We start from the raw sequence: 18,182 nt of genomic DNA, 5'->3' as shown, positions 1-18,182 counted from the left end.
CTAAACATTTATTTTATTTAATATCAAACTATACTTATTACTCTGTATAACAAATTGTAAACGATAAACCTAAGTAAACTAAATCTTTTTAAACTTGACACAAAACAGACATTACTCCAAATACTTCACTTAAAATTTCCCCAAAATGAGGAATATATTTAGTTATTTGACTAGCAACTTTTGTTGTAGTACTACTTTAAATTATTTATTGAATTATTTAATTTTTCTATTTTTAAATCAATTTCTATTAGATTTAAAATATAACCTCAATCTCTAATATAGCTTTTCATTTGTTCTGCAACGTTATCTCTTCATATATTCTTTTGAGCCTCAGAAAGTTTAGGAACATCTTCTATAATTTCACGTTTTATTCTCTTTTTTCAATCTTTTAAATTATATAATCATAATTGTACTTTTGGATCATTAACAAGAATATCATTGATTTTTTTCAAATTAACTTTAGTATTAAAAATAAAATCATTTTTTATATTTCCTATTGAATAAATTTTAGAATTATCTTTTATTTTTAATTTTAATAAAAACCTTCACTAAGACTCAAAAGTTCTTCTTTTTTTATAATTTCAATATCCAATGATTCCTAGATCAACTTTTTCTCACTTTATTAAATCACTTTTAAAATCATCATTTAATTTTTTAACATATGAATTTGGATATAATATTGTGTCATTAGGGGCAATGGAAACATTAAAATGATCAATATTCATAGAAATCACAGAAGTATATAATCTATAATTAATTTTTATTCTTTTGTCTTTAGAACTGTTCTTATATACCTCAATAATTTCATTTCAATGATCTCATATAGCTTCCCCAAGAGCATAGTCGGGCGAATTCCCGTATATTCCGGTTATATTTTTTTAGCAAATTCTAGAAAAGCGTTACTAAATAACAGTTTATCGTTCTTATTTGAATAATAAGTGCGTGCTAAATTTTCAAAAGTTTCTGGTTTTAACAAAAGCTCAAAATAACTAAAATTATCCTCTTCATCAGTTTTAATACGTTCATCATTACCATTAAATAGTATAATTTTTTGTATTAGTACCATTATTTTGTTTTTCATATTTGCTAACGGTAATAAACGTTGGCATACTTGTCCCACTAATTATTAATACACCTACTAAACTTAAATTTTTTTTCATAACTATTCCTTTCTCTCCTTTTGTTTTGTTTAATCCCTAACCATCAACTATTACAACTATTATATATCTTTTATTATGAAAATAATTTTTACAATAACTTTTGCAAAATTAAAAAACATCAATTAATAAAATTTATAATCTCTTATTACAAAGATTTGTTTTATTAATTGATGTTTAAGATTACATTTGCAAAAAATTAATAAAGTTCTTCAACAAAATTATTTAGCTCGTTTCATTGAATTCATTACTTTTTTAATGTCTGCTTCAGAAGGTTTTCTTCCCATTTGCATATACATTGCCCGAATTTGTTTTTCAGTAATTGGAGGATTATCACGTAATTGTTTTTGTACAATTTTTTTTGTAATTAAAAATCCTAATACCCCACCAATAACTAAACAACCAATTCCTATAATAAGTCCTGCTCATCACGGCATTTGAAACTCCTCCTTTTATATTCTATTAATTACCCTATAATTCCTATAATATTTTAACATATTTTAAGATATTAGTTAAATATTATCTTCATATTTCATCTCAAAAGACAAAAAAATAGAACATTATCCTCATATTTCGGTAATATTAAGGTTGGTTTCTAATTTTTGAATAGTAATATTTTTATTTTGTGTAATAAAAAATAAAATATCAGTTTTTAAATCACCTTGTGTTTGTTGGCCAGCAATAAGAAGATTGCTCTTCCAAAAGGTAATTAACTGAACAGTTAAAACAACATTATTATTAACAGTAAGCTTTGTTATTAATGTTAAATCATTAGTTAAAATATTATTACGATATAAACTACCATCATTTAAAAGTAAATAAAAATAATGGTTATTATCCCATGTCGGACTAGCCGTTAAACCGATAATGCTCTGCTTTTCAAAAAGCGTTTCAACAACTAATGTTGGTTTTAAAGAGTTTGTCATCCGATATAAAACCAAATCGATTGCAATATATAAATAGTTATTAATAACCATCATTAGCACATTTTTAGTTTCATCATCTCGAAACGAAGCAATAATATCTCATTGGTAATTATGGAACCGAATTAATTTTTTAGTATTATCTTCTGGAAAAGTAACCACTAAATATTCACTTTCAAATAATGAGCAACTAGCAAAAATTTCATTAAGTTGTAATTTCTCATCAAAAATAACGGTTTGTTGATTTGTCGATAAATTATAATAAGCTAAATAAATTCCTGCTTGGTCTTTTTTTTGATACAAATAATATACCAAAAGTTCTTCTGTTGTTGATTGTGAAAAATTAACACACTTTATTATTAATGCTTGTGGCAATGAAATTTGCTTAATTTTTGTTATTGTTAAGTCATTCATTTTATAAAAAATAATCTTTTGGTCAAAATACTCAAAAAAATAAAGTTCTTCTTTAAACTTAATTTTTTTACGATAACTATTCTTTGTTAAATTACCAAGTTTAGCTATCACATTTGGTGCAAACTGATATATGCTGTTATTTGTTATTAACAACATTTCCTCATACGTTGACATTTTAATTCCTTCTTTATCTTAAATCTTTCTATTTTAACTTAATTCCTAATTCATCTAATTGTTTTGAATCAACTGAATTTGGTGCTTCTGTCATTGGATCACTTCCCGAAGCATTCTTCGGAAAAGCAATTACATCACGAATTGAATCACTATTTGTTAAAATCATTGCTAATCGATCAAGACCAAAGGCAATCCCCCCATGTGGTGGTACGCCATAATTAAAAGCATTTAAGAATCATCCAAATTTACTTTCAATTTCTTTAGCACTTAATTGTAATGATTGAAACATTTTTTGTTGAATCTCACTTTGATGAATTCGAATACTTCCCCCACCAATTTCATAACCATTTAAGACTAAATCATAAGCATTAGCACGGGCAGTTGCTAAATTTTGTTCAAAATTATTTAAATATTCTGTTGTTGGTGCTGTAAAAGGGTGATGAGCTGCTTCATAACGATTTGTTTCATCCGATCATTCATACAATGGCCAATTAACAATTCATAAGAAATGATATTCATTCGGTGGAATTAAAGCAAACATCTTTGCCAATTCAACCCGAACCGCTCCTAATGCTTGGCAAGTAACACTTTTTTCATCACTAACAAAAAAGAACGTTCCCGTTTGATTATTACTAATTTTTAATAATGCTGTTTTTTCAGCATCACTAATAAATTTTGCAATTGACCCTTCTCATACATTATTTTCTTGTTTAACTCATGCTAATCCTTTTGCTTTATTCTGTTGCACAATGCGAGTTAATTCCTCTACTTGTTTTTTTGTTACTAAATGTGGAATAAAAATCCCTTTTAAACTAAGATTATTTTGTAAGGCGTTAGCAAAAATACTAAAAGTTGTTTGAGCAAAAATAGTTGTTGCATCAAACAATTGTAAATCATAACGCATATCTGGTTTATCTGTTCCATATTTTTCAATTGCATCATCATAATTCATTTGCATAAATGGCGTTTTAATTTTAACGTTCATTACTTCATCCATCACAACTTTAAATAGTGCTTCAACCAACACAAAAATATCTTCTCGTTCAACAAAACTCATTTCCAAATCTAATTGGGTAAATTCTGGTTGGCGATCACTTCGTAAGTCTTCATCACGAAAGCATTTTGCAATTTGAAAGTACTTATCAAAGCCAGCTAACATTAACAATTGTTTAAATAACTGTGGTGATTGTGGTAAGGCATAAAAATTATGTAAACTTTGTCGTGATGGCACTAAAAAATCACGCGCTCCTTCTGGGGTTGATTTATTTAAAATTGGTGTTTCAATATCAATAAATTTTTGTTCTTGTAAAAACTGGCTAATTATATTTATTAAATGATTTCGTAACATAATTTTTTGTTGCATTACTGGGCGGCGTAAATCTAAGTAACGATATTTCATTCGGACATCTTCTAAAGCATCAGTAACATCATTAATAATTAAAGGGGTCGTTTGTGCTTTTGATAAAATTGTTACTGTTGTTACACTAATTTCAATTTCACCTGTTTTTAACTTTGAGTTCTTATTTTTTCGTTCAACAACAACTCCTTCAACACGAATAACAAATTCATTACGAATACTGTTTATCATCTCATACTGAGGATGTTTCGGTTCAACCACAATTTGAGTAATACCTTCCCGATCACGTAAATCTAAAAAAATAATGCCTCCCATACGGCGATTTTTCGCCACTCATCCTTCTAAAACAACTTTTGTTTTAACATTCTTTAATGTTAATTCCCCACAGGTGTGTGTTCTCTTCATTATTTATTCTCCTTACTTAAAAATGTAATAATTTTTTCAAACTTAACTTCTTGCTCTTTACCAGTTGTTTGGTTTTTAATTTTAACAACATTCTTTTTCAATTCTTCATCACCAATAATAATTGCATTCTTTGCTTTTAACCGTTCTAATGATTTAAACTGTGCTTTAACACTACGTGATAAATAATCACAATCAGCACGAAAACCACTTCCGCGTAATAGTAATAACAATGGTGATGCAAAATAACGGGTATGATCAGATAAACAAATTAAATAAACATCTAAATAAGGTTCATCTGCTAACTTAATTTCATTTTCTGCTAACGTTAATAATAATCGTTCTAATCCTAGCGCAAAACCAACTGCTGGATAATCTAAACTAGGTTCAAAACTATTTACTAATTGGTCATATCGGCCCCCGCCTAATAACGTTAATTCTCGTTCTTGTTTATCAACAACAACTTCAAAGACAAGTGACGTATAATAATCTAACCCTCGGACTAATTTATGATCTAATACAAATGGAATTGCTAATTTTGTTAAAATATTTTGTAAATTATTAAATTCGGTTTGATCACTTTCTGTTAAATAATCATAAATTTTGGGAGCTTGATCAAATTTTTTATTATCAATTTTACAATCTAATACTCGCAATGGATTTTTTTCCACCCGAATAGCACAATCAGCACATAAATCTTGTGTTTTTAAAAACGTTTTTAAAACTGCAATGTATTTTGTCCGTTCTGCCCCAACTGCTAAGTAATTTAATTTTAAAGTAAGATTTGATAAACCAAGCGCTTTTAAAAGATTATAACCAAGTAAGATTACTTCAACATCTAATAAGTAATTTTTTACCCCAACAACTTCAACACCAAACTGATTAAATTGTCGTAATCGCCCATGTTGTGGTCGTTCATAACGAAACATACTCCCAAGATAAAACAATTTTAATGGTAATTCATATTTCCCATATAATTTATCTTCTAAAATACTACGAATCACAGGCGCGGTTGCTTCTGGGCGCAACACAAATTCACGTTCTTTTTTATCTAATAATTCAAACATTTCTTTAGTCACAATATCAGTTTCATTGCCAACAGCACGAACAAATAAATCCTTTGCTTCAAAGATTGGTGTTCTAATTTCATGATAATTATACTGCATCACAATATCTCGTAAAATTAATTCTAATGCACTTAATTCACTAGCTTTTTTATAATAGATGTCTTCGGTTCCCCGTGGTTTTTGAATATTCATAACTTTCTTTCCTCTCTAAATAAAAAACTAAAAGATTTCTTAGGAACGAAAAATCGCGGTGCCATCCTATTTCATTATCTTTTAGTTAATGCGCTTTATTTTGTCAAAATCTATTAAATTTTTAAGGGTAATAGTTTCCACCGACCACTATTTCTCTGAGCAATTATTTTTATCAATAATTTCTTTCAATTAAAATTATACCTATTTTTTAAAAAAAGTAAATTAATTAAAAGCAAAGTTAGCATAAAAGTTTGGGGACCTATAAACTTATTCCAAATCCAGATTTTGCAATATTAAAAGTATAAGAATTAATTTATAATTCTTATACTTTTAAGTTATAATATTTATCTTTAATTTTGTCGAAAACTCTTGATGAAATAAAAAAAATCATCAATATGACAATTTGAAAACTAATTTTGTGTAAGATTATGATTTTGCTTTAAATTTTTTAAACGTTAAAATATAATACCGTTGATTGTTGGTTTGGTGTTAAACCTTTGTGTTGGTATTTTCATTTTCAGAGCTTTAAATAATTTTGAATATTAGTGAAACCCAAACCATGATAATGAATTAAGGCTTCTTTAAGACTGGATTGTAATTTACTAATCTTATTTAACTTTTGATAACTAGTATCAGGGTTTGTACTAGTTTTGGTGGAATATAGAGTAGAATTTGTTTGTTTTGCTACTAATAAATATAGTGGTTGCATATCAGAAATAATTATTGATTTTTCTTTAATTAGTTGCTTATTCATATTTTCAATAATCCATTGTTTTTGTAATCTTTTGGTATTGGTGGATTGAACAAAAATATTATTATTGCTATCAACTGCCATTTGAATACAGCATTTGGTATCAGTTGAAAATGGATCGAGATGAGTTTTTCGTTTATCAAATTTATCTTTAAAATTGCCTTTATGAATTTCTTTAATAAATGTTTCATCCATTTGGATTTGACCATTTAATTTTTTAAATTTTAACTGTGTATTTTCTAATTGTTTTGATTGCATTAATTTTTGTCGATTATATCAAGCGGTTTTTGGGGTTGTTTTAATAAAACGAGAAATTATTTTACTAGATTGTCCTAACAATGAAATTTGAATTAATAAATTTCACTGTTCATAATTTAAATGACTTCAATAAGTAAAATGATGACGAAATGCATCAAAACTAGCACGACATTTTTTACATAAATATTTTTGTTTTCCTTCGGAATTATGACCATTTTTAACACAATGAAAAGATTTGCAATTAGGACATATAATGCCTTTATCTCTAAATTTTTGATCAATTTCATTTAAACGTTTTTGTTTTTTAATTAAGTCTGCTTGTTGTTTTATTTTTTCATAAAATTCTAAAAATTGATCATCTGTTAAGCTATTTATTAATTCTGTAATTATTTTTTTCATCATTTATTTACCTCCATATATTAAAAATATACCTAATTTTAGGTATATTTTATAAATATCAAGAGTTTTCGACAAAATTAAAGATATTCAGTATATCATTTTAATTTGCCATCATTATCAACAACGGGTAATTCTGGTTCACCGTTTCCATCTCAACGATATACTAAATTATAGTTTCAAATAAAATCTGAATCATTTTTTAAGTGTTGTCATCAAGTGTTTTGATTTTTAATAAAATTATTATCAAAATAAAATTTTGTAAGCAAATATTGACCATTTCTTTTTTCTCCATAAAAATATCATTTATTAGTAGCAGTTAAAAATTCTTTATTAGGTGCCTGTGTTCTAGGAATTTGTATTCAAAACTCATTAATCATTTTAACTAATTGTAAATTATCAATACCTCTTTCTAATTTATTAATAACTTCCACAGTATTAAAATACTTAGCAAAAGAATAAGAAAAATTAGTTAATTCTTTTAAAAATTGTTTTTTATCAACATCATAAAATTTATCAATATTATATTGTTTAGCATAAGTATCTCAATTTTTATATAAATCCATAAACTCATCACTAGGCTTATCAAATGAAATTCCCGTTGAATAACTATCCTTTAAAAAGTCTAAATATCATTTATCATTATAAGTTAATGTTTGTGATGTTTTTAGAGTTGGATTAATAAAGTAATTTGTTTCAGACCAGTTTTCAAAAAAACTACTGCGTAAAAACATTGTATTAATAAAATCAGTTTCATTCATTCCCATTGTTTGTTAATTAACAGTATAATTCTGCTGATTTAAGGGTTTAAATGCTGTTAAAGTAATAAATGGAATAATTAAACCTAAAATACCTAAAATAGATATGGCAAATAAAGATAATGATTTTTTCATATTTATAATTCAACCCCTAACTATACAATGTTTTTGAAACAATAAACCCAACAATATATAAACTTGATATTGTTAACATTAATGGATGACTAAACAAAATTGCCATTTTACCAAACAAAGAAAGTAAAAAAGTATCTGAGTTATATAAATCCATAATGATATTTTTTGCTGATGTTAATTGATTTATAATCACCGTAATAAAACTAGTACCAAAAATAGCAATTGCAGCAACTAATAAAACTAATCTAATCATTAATCTGTTTCCTTTCACCGACCATTTTTATTAGCCTTATGTGCTTTTTTAACACCACGTACTGTTGAAGCATACAATTTTGATGTACTGTTTTTAACAGTTGAACCTAATTCGTTATATTGCGTTCTTGTTCCGTGAATTGCATAAATAGACAACTTAACAACCATAAAAAAGATAATAAAATAAGCAATTGTTGTATTTGTCATCGGTAATTTAGTATTTCAAATTACATCAAAAATAAACAAAAATACATCAAAAATAAAACTAAAAATCTTATCTCAATTACTGCTTTCTGATAATAAATTAATCATCTTTACCACTTCCTTTTTCTTTTTTAGGTTTTAAATTCTTTTTCAAAATATCAATATCAAACAATGCTAAACGTTCTTTAACACTTAATTTAGTAATTTCTGACCAATAATATTCTTTATAATTAACTATTTCATCATTTTTTAAATCACGAACAAACTTTAATCATTGACTATCATATTTCTGTGCAAATTCTAATGGAATAATTATTTTAAAAAACCGAATTCCTAACCCAACATCCGACTTATGTTTTGCTCGTTTACCTTCGGCTGTTCGTTCTACTGATTTTGTTTTTCAAATTTCATAATCTGTAATATCTTGAAAAATACCAATTCGCATAATAAAGAAACGATTAAAAAAATTAAATCCCTTTTTAGCAATAGGTTTTTTCAATGAAATTGGAATAATAATACCGCTCGCTAATTTTCGAATATTATTTCAAATCATACCCTCACGCTGAGCTGTAAATAAAGCACGATTACCAAAATGTCTTGCTAATACAATTCACGGAATTTTACCACTATGAACTTTTTTCTAATCGTGGGGACTAGTTACATCAATATATAAATAACTTTCATCAAATAAAATAACACCATCATCTGGGGGAACTGGTTTTGTTCTATCTGTAAAATCTAAATTTTTAAATGTTAAAACTTTAACTTTATCATCTTCTAACGGATAATTACTATAAATCTTATCTGTTAATAGTTTCATAGTTTGTGATAAATAAGTTAAAAGTAAAGTTTTTCCCGTCCCTAACTTACCAATAATTACTGATAACGGATTATCTCAAACAAAATTAACTAAACGAAAAGCACTCAACTGATAAAATATGTTTTTTCAAACTCATCAGACAAAATAAACACATTGCAAAGCAAACAATAATCAGAATACTAAACCAGTATAATTTAATGAAATTATTCAAAGTAATAAATCAATTAAACTAAACAAAATCATTGAACCACTAATATAACAATAATTTTTTAATAAAAATATAAATTTTTTCATTACTTAAAATACCCAACTATTTTAAAAACCATTCACAATAAAAACCACGTTAAAAATAAAATCACAATTCAAATACCAATCATAAGAGTTAAATATTCATTTTGAGTTAAATTTCAAGTTGTAATAATTTCAACATTCGTTTTATCTATAAACAAAAATACATAAATAAAAAACTCTTTTAATTTTTCTCAATCATTTTGCATATTTAAAAACTCCACATTTTCTGAATAAGTTTAAAAAACATCCCCAAAAATAAAACGATAAATAATACAAATGATATGACATATAAAAATTCAGGAGCATTTGAACCAATAATATAACTAACAAATTGAACTCAATAATCATATAAACTCATTAATTTAAGTCCTTCAAGTCATTAATTAATTTATCTACTTTTTCATCACTTCAATTTGTTAAATTATTGTTAGTTGTTTTTACTTTTTGAGGTTCACCAGGAAATATTGCTTTTTTCATTTGTGTAAAATAATTTTATTTGTATTGATTATACAAATTGATTAGTTCTGCTCAAGTTAAATATTTTCAATCATGTTGTTTTAAATTTTCATCATATTTTACAATAGGATAAGAATTATCATAAATCAAACCGATTGCTACTTGTTCTGAGTGTTTTTCACTCGGATAAATAAATTTATTACTCAACCAAAAACCAATATGACGATTATGATTAGGTAAATTTATAAAACTTGCTTTTTCTGTTTCAAAAACTATCAACTCTTTACGAATAAAATAATTTTCTATATTTTGATTTTTCTTAACAAAATTACTCAATTTTATCAACTCCTAACTAAATATTTATTTAATAAACAATGTTATATTTAATGTTTATATATTGTTTACTTATTGATAAAAACACTGATTATTAACAATGTTATACATAATGCTATATATTGTTTATTTAATGTTTAATAAACAATATTATTAACAATGTTAAATATATAAAATAATAAAAATTGACACACTGAAAAATACTATTTAATTTTTAATAATAGTCTTTAATTTTGTCGAAAACTCTTGATGAAATAAAAAAAATCATCAATATGACAATTTGAAAACTAATTTTGTGTAAGATTATGATTTTGCTTTAAATTTTTTAAACGTTAAAATATAATACCGTTGATTGTTGGTTTGGTGTTAAACCTTTGTGTTGGTATTTTCATTTTCAGAGCTTTAAATAATTTTGAATATTAGTGAAACCCAAACCATGATAATGAATTAAGGCTTCTTTAAGACTGGATTGTAATTTACTAATCTTATTTAACTTTTGATAACTAGTATCAGGGTTTGTACTAGTTTTGGTGGAATATAGAGTATAATTTGTTTGTTTTGCTACTAATAAATATAGTGGTTGCATATCAGAAATAATTATTGATTTTTCTTTAATTAGTTGCTTATTCATATTTTCAATAATCCATTGTTTTTGTAATCTTTTGGTATTGGTGGATTGAACAAAAATATTATTATTGCTATCAACTGCCATTTGAATACAGCATTTGGTATCAGTTGAAAATGGATCGAGATGAGTTTTTCGTTTATCAAATTTATCTTTAAAATTGCCTTTATGAATTTCTTTAATAAATGTTTCATCCATTTGGATTTGACCATTTAATTTTTTAAATTTTAACTGTGTATTTTCTAATTGTTTTGATTGCATTAATTTTTGTCGATTATATCAAGCGGTTTTTGGGGTTGTTTTAATAAAACGAGAAATTATTTTACTAGATTGTCCTAACAATGAAATTTGAATTAATAAATTTCACTGTTCATAATTTAAATGACTTCAATAAGTAAAATGATGACGAAATGCATCAAAACTAGCACGACATTTTTTACATAAATATTTTTGTTTTCCTTCGGAATTATGACCATTTTTAACACAATGAAAAGATTTGCAATTAGGACATATAATGCCTTTATCTCTAAATTTTTGATCAATTTCATTTAAACGTTTTTGTTTTTTAATTAAGTCTGCTTGTTGTTTTATTTTTTCATAAAATTCTAAAAATTGATCATCTGTTAAGCTATTTATTAATTCTGTAATTATTTTTTTCATCATTTATTTACCTCTATATATTAAAAATATACCTAATTTTAGGTATATTTTATAAATATCAAGAGTTTTCGACAAAATTAAAGAAAAATATGAAAGATTAGATATTAATGAAAGAGTAAATTTAGAAAAATTAAAAGATAATGAATTATTTAAAAAGAAAAATGGAACAATTAATATTCGAAAAATTGCTAAACAAATGAATAGGTCTTATTCTGTTATTTGAGAAGAATTAAATATGTTTGATAATATTAATGATTATAATGCTGTAAAAGCACAAAAAATACATGATAAAAAGAAAAAACAATGTCGTAAATATTCAATGTTAAATTCACAAGAATTAAGTTATTTTTCTAATGAATATAATAATTTTGGTCGTTCACCACAAAATATTATTATGTCGTATGAATTACAATATAATATAAAATTTGGTGTATGTTTTAAAACAATGTATAAATATATTAGATTAGGTTATTTTAATTTATCAAAAAATAATTTGTATTTTAAAAATAAAAAGCGAAAAACTAAAAATGGTGAAAAAAATGATAATCGTGGTGTATTGCTTAATATTAGAGATTAAAGGAATTTTTAAATGATTATGGAGATGATTTAAGTTTTAGTGGAATTTGAGAAATGGATACCCTTGATTGTGGTAATTTTCATTTATTAGTTTTAGTAAATAGGAAATCTAAAATAGTTTTTTATGATATTTTATTTACTAAAAAAGCAAGTATCGTGTTAATGGTTTTAATGAAAATGATTAAACAAATTGGTGTTAGCAAATTTAGTTGTATTTTGACAGATAGAGGAAAAGAATTTTATAGATGAAAAACAATAAAAAAACATTTTAAAATAAGAGTTTATTTTTGTGACCCTGGTAAACCAAAACAAAAAGCATTAGTAGAACGAATAAATAGAGATTAACATTGGCACTGGTGCTGTAATTGGGGCTGGTAGCGTTGTAACAAAAGATATCCCCCCTTATGATGCTATTGTTGGTGGTAATCCAGCCAAGGTAATTAAATATCGCTTTAGTGCTAATAAGATTACAACTATGTTAGCTTCAAAATGATGAAACTGAGAAACAGAACAAATCTTAACAGAAATAATGAAATCAGAAAAATAAAAGTTATAAAATAAATAATAAAAAGAAAAGGGGAGTACAGTAATTTAATCTGTTAAGAACCCCTTTTCTTTTTATTATCTTTTTCTTTTGCCATTGCCTTAATAACTGCTTTTTCAATTAAATCTTCAATTTCATCAGTTGTTAAGACAACAGTTTTATTATTTGTTTTATTGGTGGAATTAGCATTAGTAGTTTTTGGTTTCGGTTTTTTGGTAGTAGAAATAGTTTTCTTAGAACCATTTTTAGCTGTTTTTGTCCTACTATTATTGGTTATTGTTGCTGCTGTTAATTTTTCTTCTTCTGGACTTTTAATCCGTTCAATTCCACGATTAACACGATAAGCATGGTCAATTATTTCTTGTAAACCAGATCCTTGTTGATTGGGAGTGGGGGAAGTGGATTCAGAATTTGTTGTACTTTGTGTCCCATTAACAGAAGCACGTAAACGTGCCATTTTAGCTTTAATGTCGTTTTCATCAATACCAACACTTCTCCCCTCTTCACTTTCAATGCCCAATTTATTTTTAATAGTACTATTATTTTTTTTCGCATTTTCTAAAATATATTGAATTGTGCCTTTTTCCGCCTGTTGTGTTTTTTCTGACTCAGTGGTAGTTGTTGGATTTAGCATTCGAGCCATCTTTGCTTTAATTTTTGTTTCATTTGCACTTGAAATAGCTTTATTACTGTTTTCTGGACATTCATGAATTTTCATGTGAATTGGACAAAATGTTGGTACTCCCATTGTAAACTCCCCTACTCTCTTTATTGTTATCATTATTATAACTTAAAACAGTACCATTTAAAATAGGAAAAAGGATTTTGTTAATATTGCGTAAACGTGTATAATAACTTAAAAATAGGAGAACTTTTAAAATGAAAAATAACAAAATCGATTGAACTAAACCTGATCAAGAAGTCGTAACATTTATTAACACAACACCAAAAGCATATACCCTTTTAGATGACAAAAAGTGATATATTAGCAAGGCTCGAGTACTATTTCCAGATGAAACATTTGTGATGGTTATGAAAATCTTTTTTCCGGGAGAAGTTATTAATAGTGATGAAGAAGGCATTTATGTTCAAACGGGAACTGGGATGATTAAAATTTTAGTTTTACAACCACCAGGTCAAGAAATGGCACCAGCAGGTACGTTTTATTTGACAGACCAAGGATTAGGATTAGGAAAATGATTTGATCGCACTAGTTTTGAAAAAAAATAATATGTTATATAAAATAAGAAATTAAAAATCTTTAATTTTGTCGAAAACTCTTGATATTTATAAAATATACCTAAAATTAGGTATATTTTTAATATATAGAGGTAAATAAATGATGAAAAAAATAATTACAGAATTAATAAATAGCTTAACAGATGATCAATTTTTAGAATTTTATGAAAAAATAAAACAACAAGCAGACTTAATTAAAAAACAAAAACGTTTAAATGAAATTGATCAAAAATTTAGAGATAAAGGCATTATATGTCCTAATTGCAAATCTTTTCATTGTGTTAAAAATGGTCATAATTCCGAAGGAAAACAAAAATATTTATGTAAAAAATGTCGTGCTAGTTTTGATGCATTTCGTCATCATTTTACTTATTGAAGTCATTTAAATTATGAACAGTGAAATTTATTAATTCAAATTTCATTGTTAGGACAATCTAGTAAAATAATTTCTCGTTTTATTAAAACAACCCCAAAAACCGCTTGATATAATCGACAAAAATTAATGCAATCAAAACAATTAGAAAATACACAGTTAAAATTTAAAAAATTAAATGGTCAAATCCAAATGGATGAAACATTTATTAAAGAAATTCATAAAGGCAATTTTAAAGATAAATTTGATAAACGAAAAACTCATCTCGATCCATTTTCAACTGATACCAAATGCTGTATTCAAATGGCAGTTGATAGCAATAATAATATTTTTGTTCAATCCACCAATACCAAAAGATTACAAAAACAATGGATTATTGAAAATATGAATAAGCAACTAATTAAAGAAAAATCAATAATTATTTCTGATATGCAACCACTATATTTATTAGTAGCAAAACAAACAAATTCTACTCTATATTCCACCAAAACTAGTACAAACCCTGATACTAGTTATCAAAAGTTAAATAAGATTAGTAAATTACAATCCAGTCTTAAAGAAGCCTTAATTCATTATCATGGTTTGGGTTTCACTAATATTCAAAATTATTTAAAGCTCTGAAAATGAAAATACCAACACAAAGGTTTAACACCAAACCAACAATCAACGGTATTATATTTTAACGTTTAAAAAATTTAAAGCAAAATCATAATCTTACACAAAATTAGTTTTCAAATTGTCATATTGATGATTTTTTTTATTTCATCAAGAGTTTTCGACAAAATTAAAGTTAAAAATTAGTTTTAAAATATCAATCTTATGGTAAAATGTATTAACTAAATCAAACTAGATTTAGGTTATTTTTATGATATGTTAATAAATTTTAAAAAATATTAATTATATCAAAGATTAATAACCTGTATTAATGAAAATATAATATTATTTTCATTTTTTGTTTTTGTAAAAATAAAAAAATGAAATTATTAAAAATTAAATAAAAGTAAAGGAGAAATATGGTAAAACAATGAAAAAGATATTCACCATTTTAGGAACAATGATAATTATCGGAAATTCAGTATCAACCGTTATTATAATAAATTCTGATAAAAACGAACAAGTTAAAAATTTAAAAAATAGTAAAATCCATTTTGAAAAAAATAAATTAGAAAAACCAAATCGAATAAAAAGACAAATAACCCCACTACCATTATATTGACATTCAAATCCAGGCCCTTCTCGAATTAATATTTCAAATGTAATTGCTAGTGTTAATTTAGGAATATTATCAAATAATGATCAAGCAACTATTTTAGAACGAATTTCAGAACAAAACCCTAACCTAGATACAACACAAATTCAAATTAATTTTACTAGATTTAATGAAGATGGTACGCAATTATGAACAATTAGCGTTAGAGAAAATAGTCAAATGTATTTTGGAGAACAAAATGTCCGTTTTTCTATTAGATCTAATTTATGTGATTTTTTATCACAGCAAGATTTAGCTAATGTTTTGTTAATTCCTTTATGTACGGTTATTAAAAATACTAATTTAGGAGTATTGCCGAATGAGAAACGAGAAACTATTTTGCAACGAATTGCAGAAGAAAACCCCAACCTAGATATAACACAAGTAGTTGCTCATTTCATAAGAATTGATGATAGTGGAACTTTTATTTGAATAATTGCCCCCTCTGAAAATTCTATTTATACATCAGTGATTCAAGTTTATTTTAGAATTAATCATACCTTAATGATAAATCATATACAAATTCCAGAAATAAATATTAATGTAGAAAAACAGAAAAAATTAAATAAAATAAATTTTGAACCCTTATCTGAAAATGAAAAAAGAAGTTTTAAAGAAACATTACAACGGATTGGTACAGCAGCAATTAGGGCTGGCATCATTCCTGATAAAGCAAAAATAACGGCTAATGTAATGCCACCTGTAAATGCTAACTATGAACTTGGAGCAAAGGAAATTATTACTTCAAGTTTAATTTCTACTGCTGGGTTGGCTGCTGTTTCCAAAACAACAGGGTTATCACCAATCAATGGTTTAAAAACAATTGCTAATTATTTTAGATATAATTTAGTTTCGCCACCGCTTGAAACAACAGCAGAAACCGCCCAAGCAGCGGAACTAGCACCGTTATTGTCATCAGGTGAAACAGCAATGCTAACCACTGCTGGAGAAGAAGAAATCATTGGCGCTGAAACAACAGTTAGTGCAACATTAGCTCCCGAAACATTAGGATTATCAGTTTTAATAGGATTAATCATTGTTGGTACTACCTCATTAATTTGATGATTAAATGATTCTAGTTCACAATTAATTAGAAATAAACCACATAGTCAATATAATGAAATTGAGAAATATTATAAAGTTTTCCACGATCAATTAAAAATAGGAATTAATTTATCTAAATGAAAGAAAATAAGTCAAATTTATTATCAATATTATAATAATTATCAAAAATTTTCACATATGGTTAAAAAAGAAATTATTGATTTTTATAGAGAAGATCATAGTGGTTGGGGTGGAAGTATTAACGAAAATGATATTGATATTTTAATTAAAGTATTATTTAATAATTTTAATGAAATAAATAATAAATTTGTTGTAAATTCTGTTGGTGGTTGAAAAATTGTTACAGATACAAATGGTAGTTATTTTCTTTAATTTTGTCGAAAACTCTTGATATTTATAAAATATACCTAAAATTAGGTATATTTTTAATATATAGAGGTAAATAAATGATGAAAAAAATAATTACAGAATTAATAAATAGCTTAACAGATGATCAATTTTTAGAATTTTATGAAAAAATAAAACAACAAGCAGACTTAATTAAAAAACAAAAACGTTTAAATGAAATTGATCAAAAATTTAGAGATAAAGGCATTATATGTCCTAATTGCAAATCTTTTCATTGTGTTAAAAATGGTCATAATTCCGAAGGAAAACAAAAATATTTATGTAAAAAATGTCGTGCTAGTTTTGATGCATTTCGTCATCATTTTACTTATTGAAGTCATTTAAATTATGAACAGTGAAATTTATTAATTCAAATTTCATTGTTAGGACAATCTAGTAAAATAATTTCTCGTTTTATTAAAACAACCCCAAAAACCGCTTGATATAATCGACAAAAATTAATGCAATCAAAACAATTAGAAAATACACAGTTAAAATTTAAAAAATTAAATGGTCAAATCCAAATGGATGAAACATTTATTAAAGAAATTCATAAAGGCAATTTTAAAGATAAATTTGATAAACGAAAAACTCATCTCGATCCATTTTCAACTGATACCAAATGCTGTATTCAAATGGCAGTTGATAGCAATAATAATATTTTTGTTCAATCCACCAATACCAAAAGATTACAAAAACAATGGATTATTGAAAATATGAATAAGCAACTAATTAAAGAAAAATCAATAATTATTTCTGATATGCAACCACTATATTTATTAGTAGCAAAACAAACAAATTCTACTCTATATTCCACCAAAACTAGTACAAACCCTGATACTAGTTATCAAAAGTTAAATAAGATTAGTAAATTACAATCCAGTCTTAAAGAAGCCTTAATTCATTATCATGGTTTGGGTTTCACTAATATTCAAAATTATTTAAAGCTCTGAAAATGAAAATACCAACACAAAGGTTTAACACCAAACCAACAATCAACGGTATTATATTTTAACGTTTAAAAAATTTAAAGCAAAATCATAATCTTACACAAAATTAGTTTTCAAATTGTCATATTGATGATTTTTTTTATTTCATCAAGAGTTTTCGACAAAATTAAAGTT

The 18,182-nt window shown here is 25.5% G+C and carries 17 protein-coding genes and 5 pseudogenes; 7 read left to right on the top strand and 15 right to left on the bottom strand.

Annotated elements, in window-relative coordinates; translation table 4 throughout:
- Positions 1-191: 191 nt before the first annotated feature.
- The 14 genes and pseudogenes from ACOBME_RS00985 to ACOBME_RS00920 all read right to left on the bottom strand — a co-directional run bounded on the left by ACOBME_RS00985 (position 192) and on the right by ACOBME_RS00920 (position 11,628).
- On the bottom strand, positions 192-452 hold the full coding sequence (locus tag ACOBME_RS00985; RefSeq protein ID WP_419333976.1) for a hypothetical protein: 261 nt from the start codon (positions 450-452) through the stop codon (positions 192-194).
- Between the two features lie 582 nt (positions 453-1,034).
- The gene (locus tag ACOBME_RS00980; protein WP_338963412.1) at positions 1,035-1,160 is read right to left on the bottom strand and encodes a hypothetical protein; all 126 of its coding nucleotides are present in this window, start codon (positions 1,158-1,160) and stop codon (positions 1,035-1,037) included.
- A gap of 218 nt (positions 1,161-1,378) precedes the next feature.
- The gene (locus ACOBME_RS00975) at positions 1,379-1,594 is read right to left on the bottom strand and encodes a YneF family protein (protein ID WP_004028146.1); all 216 of its coding nucleotides are present in this window, start codon (positions 1,592-1,594) and stop codon (positions 1,379-1,381) included.
- A gap of 123 nt (positions 1,595-1,717) precedes the next feature.
- Positions 1,718-2,668 carry a hypothetical protein gene (locus ACOBME_RS00970; protein WP_338963425.1) on the bottom strand — a complete coding sequence of 317 codons (951 nt, stop codon included), beginning with the start codon at positions 2,666-2,668 and terminating at the stop codon, positions 1,718-1,720.
- A gap of 28 nt (positions 2,669-2,696) precedes the next feature.
- Positions 2,697-4,430: an aspartate--tRNA ligase gene (gene aspS / locus ACOBME_RS00965; protein ID WP_338963427.1), complete on the bottom strand. Its 1,734-nt coding sequence runs from the start codon at positions 4,428-4,430 to the stop codon at positions 2,697-2,699.
- Positions 4,430-5,686 carry a histidine--tRNA ligase gene (hisS, locus tag ACOBME_RS00960; RefSeq protein ID WP_338963429.1) on the bottom strand — a complete coding sequence of 419 codons (1,257 nt, stop codon included), beginning with the start codon at positions 5,684-5,686 and terminating at the stop codon, positions 4,430-4,432. The genes aspS and hisS overlap by 1 nt, the downstream gene beginning before the upstream one ends.
- 448 nt (positions 5,687-6,134) lie before the next feature.
- Positions 6,135-7,097 (bottom strand): IS1/IS1595 family N-terminal zinc-binding domain-containing protein, encoded by a 963-nt coding sequence (locus tag ACOBME_RS00955; protein ID WP_338963247.1) that lies wholly within the window; start codon positions 7,095-7,097, stop codon positions 6,135-6,137.
- Positions 7,098-7,473: 376 nt separating this feature from the next.
- Positions 7,474-7,984 (bottom strand): annotated as a pseudogene (locus tag ACOBME_RS00950) (spiroplasma phage ORF1-like family protein); the annotation flags it as partial.
- Between the two features lie 16 nt (positions 7,985-8,000).
- Positions 8,001-8,237, bottom strand: a complete 237-nt coding sequence (locus tag ACOBME_RS00945; RefSeq protein WP_338963583.1) for a hypothetical protein — start codon at positions 8,235-8,237, stop codon at positions 8,001-8,003.
- Between the two features lie 50 nt (positions 8,238-8,287).
- Positions 8,288-8,548, bottom strand: a pseudogene (locus tag ACOBME_RS00940) (hypothetical protein); the annotation flags it as partial.
- Positions 8,541-9,554 (bottom strand): annotated as a pseudogene (locus ACOBME_RS00935) (hypothetical protein). The pseudogenes ACOBME_RS00940 and ACOBME_RS00935, both read right to left, overlap by 8 nt.
- Positions 9,554-9,757 (bottom strand): DUF2649 family protein, encoded by a 204-nt coding sequence (locus ACOBME_RS00930; protein ID WP_338963585.1) that lies wholly within the window; start codon positions 9,755-9,757, stop codon positions 9,554-9,556. The pseudogene ACOBME_RS00935 and the gene ACOBME_RS00930 overlap by 1 nt, the downstream one beginning before the upstream one ends.
- Positions 9,758-9,908: 151 nt before the next feature.
- Positions 9,909-10,343 (bottom strand): annotated as a pseudogene (locus ACOBME_RS00925) (DUF3627 domain-containing protein).
- A 322-nt stretch (positions 10,344-10,665) separates the two neighbouring features.
- Positions 10,666-11,628 (bottom strand): transposase, encoded by a 963-nt coding sequence (locus tag ACOBME_RS00920; protein WP_419333966.1) that lies wholly within the window; start codon positions 11,626-11,628, stop codon positions 10,666-10,668.
- A 193-nt stretch (positions 11,629-11,821) separates the two neighbouring features.
- On the opposite strand from ACOBME_RS00920, the gene ACOBME_RS00915 reads away from it, so the two are divergent.
- The 3 genes and pseudogenes from ACOBME_RS00915 to ACOBME_RS00905 form a co-directional block, all read left to right on the top strand.
- Positions 11,822-12,202: a hypothetical protein gene (locus ACOBME_RS00915; RefSeq protein ID WP_419333971.1), complete on the top strand. Its 381-nt coding sequence runs from the start codon at positions 11,822-11,824 to the stop codon at positions 12,200-12,202.
- A gap of 170 nt (positions 12,203-12,372) precedes the next feature.
- Positions 12,373-12,546, top strand: a complete 174-nt coding sequence (locus ACOBME_RS00910; RefSeq protein WP_338963469.1) for a hypothetical protein — start codon at positions 12,373-12,375, stop codon at positions 12,544-12,546.
- Positions 12,542-12,748 (top strand): annotated as a pseudogene (locus ACOBME_RS00905) (LbetaH domain-containing protein); the annotation flags it as partial. The gene ACOBME_RS00910 and the pseudogene ACOBME_RS00905, both read left to right, overlap by 5 nt.
- 52 nt (positions 12,749-12,800) lie before the next feature.
- On the opposite strand, the gene ACOBME_RS00900 reads toward ACOBME_RS00905, so the two are convergent.
- Entirely contained in the window at positions 12,801-13,493 is a 693-nt protein-coding gene (locus ACOBME_RS00900; RefSeq protein ID WP_338963472.1) for a hypothetical protein, read from the bottom strand.
- A 131-nt stretch (positions 13,494-13,624) separates the two neighbouring features.
- Between ACOBME_RS00900 and ACOBME_RS00895 the strand changes: the two genes are divergently transcribed.
- From ACOBME_RS00895 to ACOBME_RS00880, 4 genes are all read left to right on the top strand, one after another.
- Complete coding sequence (locus ACOBME_RS00895) at positions 13,625-13,975, top strand: methionyl-tRNA formyltransferase (RefSeq protein ID WP_338963474.1); 351 nt, start codon at positions 13,625-13,627, stop codon at positions 13,973-13,975.
- A 109-nt stretch (positions 13,976-14,084) separates the two neighbouring features.
- On the top strand, positions 14,085-15,047 hold the full coding sequence (locus tag ACOBME_RS00890; RefSeq protein WP_338963247.1) for an IS1/IS1595 family N-terminal zinc-binding domain-containing protein: 963 nt from the start codon (positions 14,085-14,087) through the stop codon (positions 15,045-15,047).
- Positions 15,048-15,381: 334 nt separating this feature from the next.
- Positions 15,382-17,043 (top strand): hypothetical protein, encoded by a 1,662-nt coding sequence (locus ACOBME_RS00885; RefSeq protein ID WP_419333968.1) that lies wholly within the window; start codon positions 15,382-15,384, stop codon positions 17,041-17,043.
- Positions 17,044-17,117: 74 nt separating this feature from the next.
- The gene (locus ACOBME_RS00880) at positions 17,118-18,080 is read left to right on the top strand and encodes an IS1/IS1595 family N-terminal zinc-binding domain-containing protein (RefSeq protein WP_338963247.1); all 963 of its coding nucleotides are present in this window, start codon (positions 17,118-17,120) and stop codon (positions 18,078-18,080) included.
- The last annotated feature ends 102 nt before the right edge of the window (positions 18,081-18,182 follow it).

Source organism: Spiroplasma endosymbiont of Sarcophaga variegata, assembly GCF_965178695.1.
Classification (GTDB): domain Bacteria; phylum Bacillota_I; class Bacilli_A; order Mycoplasmatales; family Mycoplasmataceae; genus Spiroplasma; species Spiroplasma poulsonii.
Note: the sequence above shows the minus strand (reverse complement) of the source record. Positions and strands in the feature narration are given on the sequence as shown.